Genomic DNA, 16553 nt, shown 5'->3' on the forward strand with positions numbered 1-16553 from the left:
GCGCAGATGGTACTGCATTATTGTGGGAGAGTATGTCGTCGCCTTTCTTTTGAAAACCCTGTCCGAATTGAGCAGGGTTTTTTATTCTAACTTTTACTTATTTATAAGTAGAAATGGTACCTTAGCTCAGATGGTAGAGCAATGGACTGAAAATCCATGTGTCCCTGGTTCGATCCCTGGAGGTACCACATAATGCTCGGATGGTGAAATTGGTAGACACGCTGGACTTAAAATCCAGTGAACAGCAATGTTCGTGCGGGTTCAAGTCCCGCTCTGAGTACTAAAACTTCAACTAGTTTTGCTAGTTGGAGTTTTTTTTTGTAGTAATTTTTCCTTTTGTAAGATTTAAATGTTATTCGTTAAGCATATTGGAGCGTAAATTTTATATTTTTACGTTATCTATAAACCAATATAGTTTTACTTATGCAGAATATTTTTCTTCTAGAAGATTGCGAACAATTTATTAATCGAATTAATAAGTTGAAACCAAATTCACAACCATTTTGGGGTAAAATGAGCGTGGATCAAATGCTGGCTCATTGCAACGTGACCTATGAAATGGTTTACGATAACATTCATCCAAAACCCAATGCTTTTTTTAAGTTTATTTTAAAATCATTTGTAAAAAAGAAAGTAGTCGATGAAACTCCTTATCCAAAAAATATAAGAACGGCTCCTCAATTTATTATAAATGGAAATCGTGATTTTAACCTTGAAAAAAAGAGACTTATATCTTATATCAATAAAACTCGAGAATTAGGTGAGAACGAGTTTGAAGGGAAAGAATCTCTTTCTTTTGGAAAATTAAGTGCTAAAGAATGGAATAATATGTTCGCAAAACATTTAGATCATCACTTTACTCAATTTGGCGTATAATTATATTTTATTTACTTATGAGAACTTATTTTCTTTTATATTTTTTGTTTCTTGGTATAATTTGTAATGCGCAAAAGCAAGAGGTTCAAAAGTGTATAGAATTTTTTTTTGAAGGATTCCATCAAAGAGATTCTGCAAAAATTAAAACCGTCTGTGCAGATAAAATGATTTTGCAGTCGATTAGCGAAAACTCTGTAAAAGGCAATAAATTATCTAATGAAAGTGCGGCTGCATTTTATAAAGCAATAGCGTCTATACCGTTAAGTATGAAATTTCAGGAAAAAATATTAAGTTATAATATTCAGATTGATGGGGTTATGGCTCATGTTTGGGCGCCTTATGAATTTTACATAAATGATAAATTCACTCATTCAGGTGTAAATACCTTCACTTTGTTTAAAGAAAAAGACAATTGGAAAATTATTTATTTGATAGATACAAGAAGAAAATAATATTAATTTTTCTGATACTCAGTAGAATAATACAAACAGATATCCGTTAGAAGACATTCAGCACATTTTGGTTTTGGTCTGCAAGTTTCTCTTCCTAAAAAAGAAATCGCCATTCCAATTTCTGACCAGATATTTTTTGGTAAAACCTGCATTAAATCTTTTTCCACCTTATTGCCGTCTTTGGATTCTTTAATGATTCCAATTTTTGGTGCTACTCTTATAACATGTAAATCGGCAATTATACCTTCGGCTGGCTGATGAGTTTCTCTTAAAATTACATTCGCAGATTTTCTTCCGATACCTTTCAAAGCAGTTAAAGCTGACATATTTAGAGGTATATTTTTATCCTCTTTTATTGTCTTGGCAATATCCAAAAGCCATTGTGCTTTAGTGGAATAGTTTCGAACTTTACTTATATAAGGTATAAAAGCTTCCAAATTTGTTTCAGATAGACTTTTTAGCGTTGGATATTTTTCAAATAAAAGAGGATAAATTGAATTAATATTAGCATCAGAATCTTGCGCAGATAACACTACCATTACCAAAAGCTGATAGGTGTTTTTATAATGCAAAGGGTGTTTTTTTCCTTTATATTTTTTTAAAATAGGTTCTAATTTTGTTTCCCAGCTTTCTGTTTCTCCAAATAAATCCATCATTAAAATTATTTGATTTTTAGATAGTTAACTATAAAGTTAGTTAGTTTTTGATGAATTCTAATATTTTTTTTATAACATTTTGATTTCCAAGTATTTTTCTATGACCTAATCCATCAGTTAGAAATAATGAACCATTTTCAAGGTTTTGATGAATGTGAATTCCTGCTTTTACAAGAACTTCAGGATCATCATTATCATGTATAACTAAAACTGGAATTTTAACTTTTTCAGCTGCACGATAAGCTGAAAAGTCATCCATTTTCAATTTATATTTATCTTCAAAAAATATTCTCAAACGCTCACTAAATTCCTTGTTTAACATTAGTTTTGAAATAAACTCATCTAATATATCTTGTACAATATCTCCGCTTCCAATTATAATAGCTTTATTTATTTTTAGACCATCTTTAATAGCATTCAAAACAGACATACCACCTAAAGAATGTCCGATTGCAATTTCAAACGGGCCAAATTGTTTGTCAATTTCAAGAATAGAGGCGATAAATTCGGACATTATTGTTGTACTTCCTTCTGATTTTCCGTGAGCCGGAGCATCAAAACTGATAGTAGAATATCTCTGTTTTAATAATTCGTCAGCAATTTTAAACAGCTGCGTTCCTCTTCCAGACCAGCCATGAACTAGTAGTATTTTACGTTCACTTTGTCCATAGTGATATACTGTGATCTTTTTATTAATGGCAGGGACTTGTAAGACTTGCTGTAAGCTTTTAGAATCCATCTCAAATTCTCGTTTGGGAACTTTATGTTTTATTGGAGTTGTGAATATTTTCGCTGCAAATTTGGTAGCGAGATTTTTCGATACAAATGCACAAACCTTGGCAGATAGTATAATTATCTGTGGAATTTTTAATGATTTAATAGGATTAATTGCCTTTTTTGCCATTTCAATAAAACTTGTTTAAGTGCAGTACTTTGCTTGTTTTTTTGCTAAATTTAAAAAAAGATAAAAGTAGCATATTAATGATTGTTTCGTAAAAAATAATCGCAAATTAATTTCTGAGATGGAGATTTTTCATATAAGTGCAGAGTGTTATCCTATGGCAAAAGTCGGCGGTTTGGCTGATGTTGTTGGAGCATTACCCAAATATCAGACAAATGCAGGTCATCAGGCTAGAGTTGTAGTTCCTTGTTATGATACAAAATTTAGAAAAGAAAATGATTTTGAATGCGTTCATTGGGGAACAGTGAAACTTGGAAATTTTGATTTTCCTTTCAGCGTTCTTAAAGAAACTACGGATAAATTGGGTTATGAATTATATCTTATCGAAATTAATGATTTATTTAATCGCCCAAATGTCTATGGATACGAAGATGATATAGAACGTTTTTTGTCTTTTCAGATCGCAACTTTAGATTGGATTATAGCCCGAAATAAAATTCCTGATATAATCAATTGTCATGATCATCATACGGGATTAATTCCATTTATGTTACAGTTGGCTTATAAATATGAAACCCTCAAGAATGTAAAGACAGTTATAACTATTCATAACGGCTTATATCAAGGTTGGTTTGGATTTGATAAATTGTATTATCTGCCAGAGTTCGATTTAAAACATATTGGATTGTTAGAATGGAATAATTCTATTAATTCACTAGCTGTCGGAATTAAATGTGCGAATGCAGTAACAACAGTTTCTCCAAGTTATCTGAATGAAATAAATAATGCGGCAAATGGGTTGGAAAGCTTGTTTCAGGCTGTTCGCAATAAATCAAGAGGAATTTTAAACGGAATTGATTTTGAAGTTTGGAATCCATTAAAAGATGTAATGATTACTAAGAATTATTCTATTGAAAATTTTGAAATTGGAAAACAGAAAAATAAAGAAAAGTTATGTGAGCAGTTTGAGCTAGATCCTTCAAAACCTCTTTTTAGCTTCATTGGACGTTTGTTTGAAGAAAAAGGAGGAGATCTATTGCCACAAGCTTCAGCTTTAGCTTTATCAGAACATTTTGAAGAGATTAATATTCTGATTTTAGGATCAGGAAATGCCGTAATAGAAGAACAGTTAACACAATTGCGAAACGATTATAAAGGAAATTATAATGTTTTTATAGGTTATAATGAAGAATTAGCACATTTGATTTATGCGGGTTCAGATTATATTTTAATGCCATCCAGAGTTGAGCCTTGTGGTTTGAATCAAATGTATGCTATGCGATATGGAACAATCCCAATTGTTAGGAGAACTGGAGGTTTGCGAGATACCGTCATTGATTATGGAGATGAAGGAAATGGAATATGTCACGATCAGGCGTCGGTGGGAGATATCTGTTATTCCATAAATCGAGCTGTGAAATTGTACTATGATAAAATAAATTTCAATAAAGTAGTTCAAAGAGGAATGTCAACTGATCATTCCTGGGAGAGAGTTTGCCAAGAATATATCGAAATATACACCTTAATAATTGAGAAAAATGAAATTTAAAAAGAAAAATGTAGTTGCTATTATTTTAGGAGGAGGACAGGGATCGCGTTTATTCCCATTAACAGAAACGAGATCTAAACCGGCTGTTCCAATCGGTGGAAAATATCGTCTGGTCGATATTCCAATTTCTAATTGTATTAATTCGGATATTTTTAAAATATTTGTTTTGACACAGTTTAACTCTGCATCTTTAAATGCTCATATCAAAAACACTTTTAACTTTAGTATCTTCAGTCAGTCCTTTGTAGATATATTAGCTGCTGAACAAACCCCAGATAATCCGACATGGTTTCAGGGAACCGCTGATGCCGTAAGACAATGTATGTCACATTTTTTAAAACACGATTTTGATCATGCTTTAATTCTGTCAGGAGATCAATTGTATCAAATGGATTTTAATGAAATGCTGGAAGCTCATATTGCTGCCGATGCTGAAATTTCGATTGCAACTCTGCCTGTAAATGCTAAAGATGCACCAGAATTCGGGATTCTTAAAACCGATCACGAAAACAATATTCACGCTTTTATAGAAAAACCACATGCTTCATTATTGCCAGAATGGGAATCGGAAGTAAGTGAACATATGCAAGAGAAAGGTAAAAAATATTTAGCTTCAATGGGTATTTACATTTTTAATAAGCCATTGTTAGAGGAGTTAATGTCTAACCAGGAAACGAAAGATTTTGGAAAAGAAATTATTCCACAAGCCGTTGGAAAACATAAAATATTAAGTTATCAATATGAAGGTTATTGGACAGATATTGGAAACATTGAATCGTTCTTCGAAGCAAATATTGGTTTAACAGCAGATATTCCAGAATTTAATTTATTTGATAACGAGAATAAAATTTTCACTAGACCAAGATTATTACCTCCATCAAAGTTTAGAAACTCAATTATTAATCAATCTTTGATTTCAGAAGGATGCATCATAAATGCCAAAGAAATTAAAAGTTCTGTAATAGGTATTCGTTCTAGAATTGGGGAAGGAACCGTTTTGGAGAATTGTTATGTAATGGGGAATGACTTCTATCAGGATCTTGACGAATTGAATCATGAAAGTAGTATCAGTAAAATTCATGTTGGCATTGGGGAAAATTGTTTTATTCAAAATGCTTTGATAGATAAAAATGTACGTATTGGGAACAATGTTCACATCAGCGGTGGAAAGCATTTGGATAATTTCACTAACGAATTATACAGTATAAAAGACGGAATTGTTGTGATTAAAAAAGGAGTTACATTATCAGATAATTTTAGAATAGAATAGTTTTCAATATCAATATCAATTTTTGCCTTAATAAATAAACATGACTAAAGTAATCGCACATTCTCTTTTTACTGATTTTGATATCGATTTATTCAAAGCTGGAAAACACTTCAAATTATATGAAAAATTAGGAGCACATTTAATTGAAGTTAATGGAGTAAAAGGCGTTTATTTCGCAGTTTGGGCTCCAACAGCACAGTCGGTTTCGGTTGTGGGCGATTTTAATTACTGGACACAAGGAGAGCATAATTTAAATGTTCGTTGGGATTCATCAGGAATTTGGGAAGGATTTATTCCCGATATTTCAAAAGGAACACTTTATAAATATAAAATACACTCTAATATTAATGGTGTTGTAACAGAAAAGGCAGATCCTTTTGCTTTGTATTGTGAAAAACCACCGCATACTGCCTCTGTAGTCTGGGATTTAGATTATAAATGGAAGGACGAAAAATGGATGCAAAATCGTAAAGATAAGAATGCATTAGATAAACCATATTCTGTTTATGAAGTACATTTAGGATCTTGGCGAAGAGCTGATCATAATCGTTTTTTAAGTTATCTGGAATTAGCAGATGATTTGGTAAAATACGTTAAAGAGACTGGTTTTACACATGTCGAGTTTATGCCTATAATGGAGTATCCGTATGATCCTTCGTGGGGGTATCAATTAACTGGATATTTTGCACCGACTTCCCGTTTTGGAAAACCACAGGATTTTATGGTTTTGGTTGATAAATTGCATCAAGAAGGAATTGGTGTTATTTTAGACTGGGTTCCGTCACATTTTCCTGACGATGCACATGGTTTAGGTTATTTTGACGGTTCTCATTTATACGAACATCCAGATCGCAGAAAAGGATATCATCCTGACTGGAAAAGTTTGGTTTTTAATTACGGAAGAAATGAAGTCCGAGCATTTTTAATTAGTAATGCCGTTTTCTGGCTTCAAAATTATCATGCTGATGGCTTACGAGTTGATGCCGTTGCCTCGATGTTATATTTGGATTATTCTAGAAAAGACGGCGAATGGGAAGCTAATATTTATGGTGGAAGAGAGAATTTAGATAGTATTAGTTTTCTTAAAGAATTTAATGAAGTAATCTATTCTAATTTTGATGGAGTCCAAACTATTGCAGAAGAAAGCACCTCCTTTCCAATGGTATCAAAACCAACATCTTTTGGCGGTTTGGGTTTTGGAATGAAATGGATGATGGGCTGGATGCACGATACTTTAAAATACTTTCAAAAAGAAACCGTTTACAGAAAATATCATCAGAACGATTTGACATTTTCAATGACTTATGCGTTTACAGAAAATTTTATGCTTCCGTTTTCTCATGATGAAGTGGTTTATGGAAAAGAATCGCTTATCTATAAAATGCCAGGAGATGAATGGCAACGATTTGCTAATTTGAGATTACTATACGGTTATATGTTCACACACCCTGGGACAAAATTATTGTTTATGGGAGCTGAGTTTGGACAAACTGGAGAATGGAATTTTGAGCAAAGCTTAGATTGGCATTTACTGCAATATGATTTTCATTCAGGAATTAAAACGTTAATTACAGATTTAAATAATTTGTACAAATCCTATCCTGCGCTTTATGAAAAACAATTTTCAGCAGAAGGTTTTGAGTGGATCAATTACTCTGACCACCAAAATGCTGTGATGTCTTACATAAGAAAAGGAAATAATGAAAATGAAAACCTAATTGTAGTTTGCAATTTCACTCAAGTTGTGAGGGAAAATTATCGAATTGGTATTCCTAAAAAAGGAAAATTAAGAGAGATTTTTAATACAGATAATTCGATTTACGGAGGAAGCGGTGTTGGAAATCATCATTCAGTTGAAACAAAAGCTTTCAAATATGATGGAAGAGATTTTTCGGTTGAATTAATTCTTCCTCCTTTAAGTGTAACTGTATATTCTTTCGCTTAGAAAAATCCTACATTTATTTATATAAGCAGCTTTTTGTCAGTTTATCGTTTTAAAATTGTCAATTTGCTGCTTTTTTGATCTAATATTTACGACTCAATCAGAAAAAACGTTTTCGTGATTAAACCTTTTATTCATAGGGCTTTATGAACTTTTTTTGTATGTTTGGAATAGAGATTATTGTTATAATTAATTCATTATCGATATGATTACAAACACATCATTAGAATACAAAGGCGATTTATATCCATCAAAAATCGTTTCTTACGAGCATGAAGGCGATTCGATTTCCTTTAATACGGATAACAAGGTAATCTTAAAAGTTACTATTCTTAGAGACAGTTTAATTCGATTTCGATTTACTACGAAGGGCTATTTTAGCAACGATTTTTCGTATGCCATTGATAAAACCCAGCTTCATGGGTATAATTTTTTAGAACTTACCGAAGAAGAGACCTATTTTGAAATCAGAACAAGTAAGGTAAAATGTAAAATTCAGAAAGCGGATCTTCGTTTAGCTGTCTACGATTTAAATGATTTTCTTATTCTTGAGGACGAACTTGGTTTTCATTGGGAAGAAAGTTATGAATATGGTGGTAACATCGTAAAAATGAGTAAATTTTCTAAAGACGGAGAATGTTACTATGGTCTTGGAGATAAAGCTACTCAGATGAACCTTAAAGGAAAAAGAGTAGAAAATTTTGCTACTGATCAATATGCTTATCAAAAGGATCAAGAACCTTTGTATAAAGTAGTTCCGTTTTATATTGGGTTGCATAATAAACAGTCTTACGGGATATTTTTCGATAATACTTTTAGAACTTTCTTTGATTTTTGTCAGGAAAGAAGAAATATTACAAGTTTCTGGGCAGAGGGTGGCGAAATGAATTATTACTTCATTTATGGGCCTCAAATGCAGGATGTGGTAACTACTTATACCGATTTAACGGGGAAACCAGAATTACCACCGCTTTGGGTTTTAGGATATCATCAATGTAAATGGAGTTATTATCCAGAAAGTAAAGTAAAAGAAATTACTTCTAAATTTAGAGAACTTAAAATTCCATGCGACGCTATATATCTGGATATTGATTATATGGATGGTTTTAGATGTTTTACCTGGAATAAAAATTATTTTCCAGATCCAAAGAAAATGGTGGCAGAATTAGCCGAGGACGGATTCAAAACTGTTGTCATTATCGATCCTGGAATTAAAATTGATAAAGATTACTGGGTTTATCAAGAAGCTTTGGAAAAAGATTATTTCTGTAAAAGAGCCGATGGACCTTATATGAAAGGAAAAGTATGGCCGGGAGAATGTAACTTTCCTGATTACACAAATCCCGCAGTAAGAGAATGGTGGGCAGGTTTATTTAAAGAATTAATTGCAGATATTGGAGTTAAAGGAGTGTGGAACGATATGAACGAACCAGCTGTTATGGAGGTTCCAAATAAAACATTTCCAATGGACGTTCGCCATCTTTATGATGGAAATCCTTGCAGTCATAGAAAAGCTCATAATATATATGGAACCCAAATGGCAAGGGCAACTTATCATGGAGTAAAACGATTTGTTTATCCAAAACGTCCTTTTGTTATTACAAGATCGGCTTATTCAGGCGCACAACGTTATACTTCGTCATGGACAGGGGATAATGTGGCAACTTGGGAACATTTATGGATTGCAAATATTCAGGTGCAGAGAATGTCAATTTCTGGAATGGGATTCACAGGTTCAGATATTGGTGGATTTGCCGAACAGCCTTCGGGAGAATTATATGCGCGTTGGATTCAATTAGGGGTTTTCCATCCATTCTGTAGAACACATTCATCTGGAGATCATGGAAATCAAGAGCCATGGTCATTTGATGAAGAAGTGATCAATATTACTAGAAAATTTGTAAGTCTACGTTACCAATTATTACCTTACTTATATACCATGTTTTGGCAGTATATCGAAGAGGGAGTTCCAATGTTAAAACCCTTGGTTTATTATGATCAAGATGATACGCAAACACATTATCGCAACGATGAATTTGTCTTTGGAAACCAAATTTTAGTTTGTCCGATCCTTGAACCTAATGCTGTAGGTAGACGTATGTATATCCCAAGAGGTGAGTGGTATAACTACTGGACAAATGAGCTTTTTGTTGGAGGAAGGGAGATCTGGATTGATACGAAATTTGATGAAATTCCAGTATTTATAAAAGCAGGTGCAATCATTCCAAAATATCCAGTACAGCAATATGTTGGTGAATTAGAATTTGATGAATTAACGCTTGATGTTTATTATAAAAACGGAAAAGAAAAATCAGTAGTGTATGAAGATGCACAAGATGGTTACGACTACAAAAAAGGTCGTTACAGTTTCCTATCTTTGAGAACTATTGGAAAAGATAAAGAATTAATTATTCAGTTGCACAAAGAAGGGAAATATGATACGCCTTATAGCAAATATAAAATCAATTTAATAGGACTGCCATTTAAAGTAACTGAAATAGAAATTGACAATGAAAAAGTTGATTTTGATAAAATTAGTTTCGAGTCAAATAATTTCTTAATTGTTGATAAAGAGTTTAATGAACTTCATATTGTTGGAGAGTAATAATAATTCTGATAATTTTTTGTTAAATTCTGTAAAATAATAATTTGTAATAATTGTATTTTTGTTCGAAAATAGCTCGAATTATGAAAAAATATTTGTTTTTAGGGATTTTCAGTAGTCTTGTTTTGTCCTGCGCAACGAATCCAATTACAGGAAAGCAAAACTTGAATTTTGTTTCAAACAGTGAATTATTTCCAACTTCCTTTCAACAGTACAGTACATTTTTGTCTGAAAATAAAGTGATAACAGGAACTTCAGACGCGAAACTTGTTGAAACTGTTGGGTATAAAATTAAGTTAGCGGCTGAAAAATATTTAGCCTATTTAGGACAGTCACAGTATTTAAAAGATTATCGTTGGGAATATAAATTAGTTGATAATAAAGAGGTCAATGCCTGGTGTCTACCTGGAGGAAAAATTGTGGTCTATTCCGGAATTCTACCAATAACGCAAAATGAATCAGGTTTGGCAACAGTAATGGGGCATGAGGTTTCACACGCATTAGCCAATCATGGTGCTCAAAGAATGAGTGCAGCTCAGCTACAGTCAATCGGTGGAGCAGTTCTAGATGCAGCAACAAGTAATAAAACCGCTCAAACTAGAGAAATCTTTTCTCAAGCTTATGGTATGGGAACTGAAGTAGGAGTAATGCTTCCTTTTAGCAGAAGTAATGAAAGCGAAGCTGATAAAATAGGTTTGACTTTAATGGCTATTGCCGGTTACAATCCAGAAGATGCTGTAGCTTTTTGGGGAAGAATGGCGACAAAATCGGGCGGTTCTGGAACACCAGAATTTATGAGCACACACCCTTCCGATGCTACGAGAATTGCTAATATAAAAGCTTTAATTCCAGAAGCTAAAGCAATTGCACTTAAAGTGGGGACTATCAAATAAAAAATATTCTAAATATAGAATTTGTAAAAGCTATTCCAAAAGGAATAGCTTTTTCTTTTTATTGCAGTTCATAATTTAATAATGTATGAATTGAAAATTTTCTATTTGATTATGATAAAAATTAGATAAATTCGTAGCCTATTAACAAAACCATTTCTATGAAAAACCTACAAAAAGGAGATAAGAAGCTTTTAAATGCTTGGGCATTTTATGATTGGGCCAATTCAGTTTATACTTTAACAATTGCTTCTGCTGTGTTTCCAATTTTTTATGAAGCTTTATTTTCAGATCGTGATCATTATATTGATGTTTTTGGAATGCATCTTAAAAATTCTGCATTAATTAGTTTTATTACAGCTTTTGCATTTATGGTGGTTTCATTTCTTTCTCCTTTGTTATCAGGAATAGCTGATTATGTTGGGAATAAGAAATCATTTATGAAGTTCTTTTGTTATGTAGGAGCACTGTCTTGTATGGGATTATATTGGTTCGACTTAGATAATATTTATGTTGGGTTGTTATTTTACTTTTTAGGCCTGTTAGGATATTGGGGAAGTTTAGTTTTTTACAATTCATATCTTCCAGATATTGCTTTTGAGGAACAGCAAGATAGAATTAGTGCTAAAGGATATTCGTTAGGATATATCGGGAGTGTTATTTTGTTAATTATCAATTTAGCGATGATTATGAAACCAAAATTATTTGGAATATCTGGAACAGATGGAGAAGCAGCAATGAAAGCTATGCGTTATTCTTTTGTAATGGTGGGAGTTTGGTGGATTTTATTCAGTCAATATACTTATTATTATTTGCCGAAAGGAAGTAAAGAAACAGGTCAGAAATTAACAAGTTCTGTTGTGTTTAATGGTTTCAAAGAATTAAAAAAGGTTTGGGCTTTATTAAAGCAAAATATTCCATTAAAACGTTATTTAGGAGGTTTTTTTGTTTCTAGTATGGCAGTTCAGACTGTAATGCTTGTTGCTACTTATTTTGGTGCTCAGGAAATCCAATGGTCCTCCAAAGAGGAAAGTACAATTGGATTGATCGTTTGTATTTTGATTATTCAATTAGTAGCAGTTGTTGGAGCTGTTTTAACATCAAGAGCTTCAGAGAAATTTGGAAATGTTCCAACGCTGATTTTTATCAATGGTATTTGGGCAGTATTTTGTGCACTTGCCTTTTTTATTACTTTACCAACACATTTTTATGTAATGGCAACTGTCGCTGGATTTGTAATGGGAGGAATTCAAGCTTTATCTCGTTCTACTTATTCCAAATTGTTGCCTGAGACCGAAGACACAGCTTCGTTTTTTAGTTTTTATGATGTAGCAGAGAAAATTGGAATTGTAATTGGAATGTGTGTTTACGGCATTATTGATCAAATTACAGGAAGTCCACGTGCGGCAATTGTAATTTTAGCAATTTTCTTTATCACCTCAATATTTCTTTTAAGAAGAGTACATAAAAAAGACGTTTCGAATTAACTAAACGTCTTTTTGATATCAATATCACGAATTGCAGCTTATTATTTGATTGATGATAGTTTAGTAATTCGTGATATTTTTTTATAAATAATTAACCTTTCGAGATACTTCCTGATCCTGAAACTTTTACATCACGTTTTTCAGGATTTCCTAGATATTTAATTTTTCCAGAACCAGAAACTCTAGCTGTTATACTTTCATTACAAGTTATTTTGCTGTTTCCTGAGCCAGAAATATTTGCATCAACGATTTTAGATTTAAGTTCTGAAGCATTTATATTTCCTGAACCAGATATTTTGCTGGTAAAAGAGTTAGTAGTTCCTTTTAGAGTTGCATTACCAGAGCCACTCAGTGCTAAGTCAAAATCATTTGACTCAATATTTAAATCAAAATTACCAGAGCCAGATAATTTAGCGGTTAGGTTATCACTTTTAATTTTATCTTTAGCTCTAACATTTCCTGATCCTGATAAAGTAACTACCCCAATTTTTTCAAAAGGAATAGTAACTTCAATTTTTTTTCCAGAACTAGAGCGAATTTGAGTTCCTCTTTCTACATACACTTTTAGCTCGTTTCCTTCGACTTCAACTTTAATTGCTTGTAGTAAATTTTCTTCACCTTTAATTGTAATTTTCCCTTCTTTACCAGCAACTAAATCCACATCAAAAAAGCCTGCGATTTTAATGCTGTCATAATCTCCTGTAGTTCTGGTTTCGGTTGTAATTTTGCCGTTTCCGCTTATTTTGTTATTAGATTCCCATTGTGCATTAGCTTTTAAATTGCTTAGAAGTAAAGCGAATGTTAGAATTAGAATTGACTTTTTCATTGTTTTGATTTTTAGATGATTAATTTTTTATTAAAGAAACATTTCCGTAATTAGAACTGATATTAACTTTGTTTTGACCTTTTTTCTTGTAGAAACCGCTTATTCTTTTAGTATTGCTTTTGGTCTCAGAAACAGAAATATCTAAAGTATTGTCGTGTTTAATATTTGAATACCTTGTAGAAATATCAAAATCAAAAGCATAATTTGCTGCATAACCAAGAGAAATGTCAGTGTAACCAGAATTAATGTTTACATTTCCAGCTTTTTCATTCAGATTCCCAATGTTGATTTTGCTGTAATTTGTATCAAAACTAAAGTTGCTTGAAATTTCACCAATATTAATAGTTAAGTAATTTCCAGAGCCACTTAAAGAGTTTATTTTTTGAAACTTAAAAGTTCCGTAATTACACTCATACTTAATGTTTTCACCATCTCCAAGATTTACATCGGTATAATTGGCACTTAAGTTTAGATTTCCAGAATCATTAATTTTAAGTCCAGAATATCTTGCATTAATGTTTCCTGTTTTGATATACTCAATACTCGAATTCTGACAGTATGCAATTTCAACATTATTACTGGATCCGTTTAGTTTTCCTAACGTAACTTTACCATATTTACAGCTTATATTAGAATTTCCTTCTAAATTTAAAGTAGAGATATTACCATATTTATTGAACAATTTAGCAGAACCGTTTTTAGGAATTTTAATTACATAATTGATTTCGAAGCTATTGTTACTCCCTTTACTTTTTAAAGAAGAACTTCCAAGATTAGTAACTGCGGAAACCATACCTTTAAGAGCAGTAATATCTACATCGATACTGTTTAAACGCTCGTTAACCCAATTTTCGTTAGGTCCGTTAACTTTGATTGTAATATCCAAATCAATTTTATCTTCGTCCCACGTAGATACCGAAATATTGCCATATTTGTTATCAATATCAATTCCTGCATTTGAGTTTACGATATATGTTTTTTTGATGTTTTTTTGTTTGGTAATAAAAGCGTCATCATTTGAAAATCCTAAAAAAGGAATCAAAAGGAATAAAATGAGTAAGTTATAGTGTTTCTTCATTTGATGTGTTTTTTAATTTTTCGTTGTCTTCAATTCTTTTCAGAACGGTTTGTAAAAAAGAAATTCGGGTTTGCAGATTGCTAATCATAGCATAAATAATCTGTTTGTTTTCACCGTTTTTCTGCAATTCATTAATGATTTTTTGGTAATCTGCATCAAAGGTTTTCATTTGTTTTAATGCATCATTAATAATCTGCTCATTTTCTGGTGAACTTTTTTCTTTTAATTTAACCAGTTCATTATCAATTAAAATATTGAAAATAGAATCAGTACGTTTAGTTTCTTTAGAAGCAAATTTGAATTCTTTTGGTTTTTCATTTTTATAAAAAATAGATGCGCCAATCATCAATACAATAGAAGCTGCAATAGCTGTCATAAACCAATATTTCTTTTTAGGCTCTTTTTTATTTAGTTTTTGCATAAAATCCACTTGGTGATCTGAGTTTAATTCCTCAATATCCCATTGGTTTTCAAACTTGCTGAATAATTTGTCTAAATTGTCTTTTTCATTTTTCATAATTCCAATTCATTTTATATTTCTTCCAATTTCTTTCTCAAACTATCTTTTGCTCTGCTTAAAGTTGTTCTGCAATTGGCATAGGTAATATTTAAAATTTCGCAGATTTCTTCTTGATCATAGCCTTCAATGTAAAATAGCGTTAATAACATTCTATAATTATCTTTTAATTGTAAAATTGTATCTAAGACCTGTTTTACTTTAAGATTGTTTAAGTCAATATTTTCAGAAATAATTCCGTCATTTTCTTCAATTTTATAAAGTTGTTTACTTAAGTCTTCTACTTGAAAAGAGTTGTTTTTTCTATAAAAATCGATACTATAATTGATGATTATTTTCTTTAACCATGCACCAAAAGCCACTTCTTGTTTATAGTCATTGATTTTTGTAAAAGCCCTTAAGAATCCTTCCTGCATGACGTCTTGTGCAAAATGTTCATCTTTTACAATACGATACGCAACGTTATACATCGCTTTGCAATAGCGATTGTAAATTTCAAACTGCGCTTTCTGATTATTGTTTTTACATAGCGCAATTAATTCTTCGATATTTTGGTTGTTTTGACTCAAGTAATGGCTTTTGGTTTTTATAAATGACTTTGCTTTTTTTTGTTTGTTACACTTTATAGAGAATAATTTTAATTTTCCTATAAATTTTTACCGCTTTTCTAATTTGTGGTTTTTTAAATAATTGATATAGAATGTGTTTTGTTTAATCTTGGTTTAAAAAAAACAGCTAATAAATTTAATTTAAAAATGAATTACTCCTGAATTTAAATTATATATTTGAAAGAATTTTTAGATAATTTTTCATGAAAAATATTTCTACTTTATTTCTTTTGTTATTTCTATTCTCTTGTGTCAATGATAATGATGGAACAACACAAAAACTACCGTCAATAACTACTGAAGGAAAAAACACTTTTGGATGTAAAACAGATGGAGAGATTTTTTTGCCTAAAAGTTCGGGAGGTTTTAGTGTTGGTTATAAAACACCTATATTGTCAGCGAGATATTACGAATCAAAGAAAATAATTGGCAACGAAATTAAGTCAAGCTATAATTTGGTGATACTGGCTACAAATGAGTTGACTCATAAATATATCTTTATAACATCATTAAATAATGATAAACCAATAGAAGAAGGCAAAGTATATCCAATTACAACTGAAGATGCTTTGTTTCATATAGAATATTCTTCTCCCAAATCTAGTGCTAATCCGTTTGATCTTTATATATTTAAGACAACTGAGAATTATAGTGGCGAGCTGAAAATAAATAGAATTGATGAAGTGAATTTGATAATATCCGGTGCTTTTTTCTTTGATTGTATTGATAGTAAATATAATAAAACGGCAGAAATTAGAGATGGAAGATTCGATATCAAATATACTCCATATGATGAGTAAATTATATATTTTATATTTCTCTTTGTTGTTTTCCTTCTTTTAAATAGTTTATAAGTATTTACAAGCTGTCTTTTTTGGTTTTGGCATAATGATTGT

The 16553-nt window shown here is 31.5% G+C and carries 15 protein-coding genes and 2 tRNA genes; 11 read left to right on the plus strand and 6 right to left on the minus strand.

Features of this window, described 5'->3' with window-relative positions; genetic code table 11:
- Window positions 1-115 precede the first annotated feature (115 nt).
- The 4 genes from GSY47_RS09800 (at window position 116) to GSY47_RS09815 (ending at window position 1328) form a co-directional block, all read left to right on the plus strand.
- Window positions 116-188, plus strand: a tRNA-Phe gene (locus GSY47_RS09800).
- A 6-nt stretch (window positions 189-194) separates the two neighbouring features.
- A tRNA-Leu gene (locus GSY47_RS09805) sits at window positions 195-280 on the plus strand.
- Between the two features lie 143 nt (window positions 281-423).
- Window positions 424-876, plus strand: a complete 453-nt coding sequence (locus GSY47_RS09810; RefSeq protein ID WP_179002050.1) for a DUF1569 domain-containing protein — start codon at window positions 424-426, stop codon at window positions 874-876.
- Between the two features lie 17 nt (window positions 877-893).
- The gene (locus GSY47_RS09815) at window positions 894-1328 is read left to right on the plus strand and encodes a nuclear transport factor 2 family protein (RefSeq protein ID WP_179002048.1); all 435 of its coding nucleotides are present in this window, start codon (window positions 894-896) and stop codon (window positions 1326-1328) included.
- Between the two features lie 2 nt (window positions 1329-1330).
- Here the strand turns inward: GSY47_RS09815 and GSY47_RS09820 are convergent, their stop codons facing one another.
- Together GSY47_RS09820 and GSY47_RS09825 are read right to left on the minus strand one after the other, a co-directional pair.
- Window positions 1331-1984 (minus strand): endonuclease III domain-containing protein, encoded by a 654-nt coding sequence (locus tag GSY47_RS09820; RefSeq protein WP_246611308.1) that lies wholly within the window; start codon window positions 1982-1984, stop codon window positions 1331-1333.
- 40 nt (window positions 1985-2024) lie between these two features.
- Window positions 2025-2888: an alpha/beta fold hydrolase gene (locus GSY47_RS09825; protein WP_179002047.1), complete on the minus strand. Its 864-nt coding sequence runs from the start codon at window positions 2886-2888 to the stop codon at window positions 2025-2027.
- A 118-nt stretch (window positions 2889-3006) separates the two neighbouring features.
- Between GSY47_RS09825 and GSY47_RS09830 the strand changes: the two genes are divergently transcribed.
- The 6 genes from GSY47_RS09830 to GSY47_RS09855 all read left to right on the plus strand — a co-directional run bounded on the left by GSY47_RS09830 (window position 3007) and on the right by GSY47_RS09855 (window position 12628).
- A complete protein-coding gene (locus GSY47_RS09830) occupies window positions 3007-4434 on the plus strand; it encodes a glycogen synthase (RefSeq protein ID WP_179002045.1) in 1428 nt (475 codons plus the stop codon).
- Window positions 4424-5704, plus strand: a complete 1281-nt coding sequence (locus tag GSY47_RS09835; protein ID WP_179002043.1) for a glucose-1-phosphate adenylyltransferase — start codon at window positions 4424-4426, stop codon at window positions 5702-5704. Before GSY47_RS09830 ends, GSY47_RS09835 begins: the two co-directional genes overlap by 11 nt.
- 40 nt (window positions 5705-5744) lie before the next feature.
- Window positions 5745-7649 (plus strand): 1,4-alpha-glucan branching protein GlgB, encoded by a 1905-nt coding sequence (gene glgB / locus GSY47_RS09840; RefSeq protein ID WP_179002041.1) that lies wholly within the window; start codon window positions 5745-5747, stop codon window positions 7647-7649.
- A gap of 202 nt (window positions 7650-7851) precedes the next feature.
- Window positions 7852-10251, plus strand: coding sequence for a glycoside hydrolase family 31 protein (locus GSY47_RS09845; RefSeq protein WP_179002038.1), 2400 nt, complete (start codon window positions 7852-7854; stop codon window positions 10249-10251).
- Window positions 10252-10334: 83 nt separating this feature from the next.
- Window positions 10335-11144, plus strand: coding sequence for a M48 family metallopeptidase (locus tag GSY47_RS09850; RefSeq protein ID WP_219071248.1), 810 nt, complete (start codon window positions 10335-10337; stop codon window positions 11142-11144).
- A gap of 158 nt (window positions 11145-11302) precedes the next feature.
- Complete coding sequence (locus GSY47_RS09855) at window positions 11303-12628, plus strand: MFS transporter (RefSeq protein ID WP_179002034.1); 1326 nt, start codon at window positions 11303-11305, stop codon at window positions 12626-12628.
- 91 nt (window positions 12629-12719) lie between these two features.
- On the opposite strand, the gene GSY47_RS09860 is transcribed toward GSY47_RS09855, so the two are convergent.
- From GSY47_RS09860 to GSY47_RS09875, 4 genes are read right to left on the minus strand one after another with little or no spacing between them, the layout of a single operon-like run.
- Complete coding sequence (locus tag GSY47_RS09860) at window positions 12720-13454, minus strand: head GIN domain-containing protein (RefSeq protein ID WP_179002032.1); 735 nt, start codon at window positions 13452-13454, stop codon at window positions 12720-12722.
- A 19-nt stretch (window positions 13455-13473) separates the two neighbouring features.
- Window positions 13474-14532: a DUF4097 family beta strand repeat-containing protein gene (locus tag GSY47_RS09865; protein WP_179002030.1), complete on the minus strand. Its 1059-nt coding sequence runs from the start codon at window positions 14530-14532 to the stop codon at window positions 13474-13476.
- The gene (locus GSY47_RS09870) at window positions 14516-15049 is read right to left on the minus strand and encodes an anti-sigma factor (protein ID WP_179002028.1); all 534 of its coding nucleotides are present in this window, start codon (window positions 15047-15049) and stop codon (window positions 14516-14518) included. Before GSY47_RS09870 ends, GSY47_RS09865 begins: the two co-directional genes overlap by 17 nt.
- Window positions 15050-15063: 14 nt before the next feature.
- Window positions 15064-15618 carry an RNA polymerase sigma factor gene (locus tag GSY47_RS09875; protein WP_179002026.1) on the minus strand — a complete coding sequence of 185 codons (555 nt, stop codon included), beginning with the start codon at window positions 15616-15618 and terminating at the stop codon, window positions 15064-15066.
- Window positions 15619-15887: 269 nt separating this feature from the next.
- On the opposite strand from GSY47_RS09875, the gene GSY47_RS09880 reads away from it, so the two are divergent.
- On the plus strand, window positions 15888-16457 hold the full coding sequence (locus GSY47_RS09880) for a hypothetical protein (RefSeq protein WP_219071249.1): 570 nt from the start codon (window positions 15888-15890) through the stop codon (window positions 16455-16457).
- The last annotated feature ends 96 nt before the right edge of the window (window positions 16458-16553 follow it).

The organism is Flavobacterium quisquiliarum (assembly GCF_019308285.1).
GTDB classification, from domain to species: Bacteria; Bacteroidota; Bacteroidia; order Flavobacteriales; family Flavobacteriaceae; genus Flavobacterium; species Flavobacterium quisquiliarum.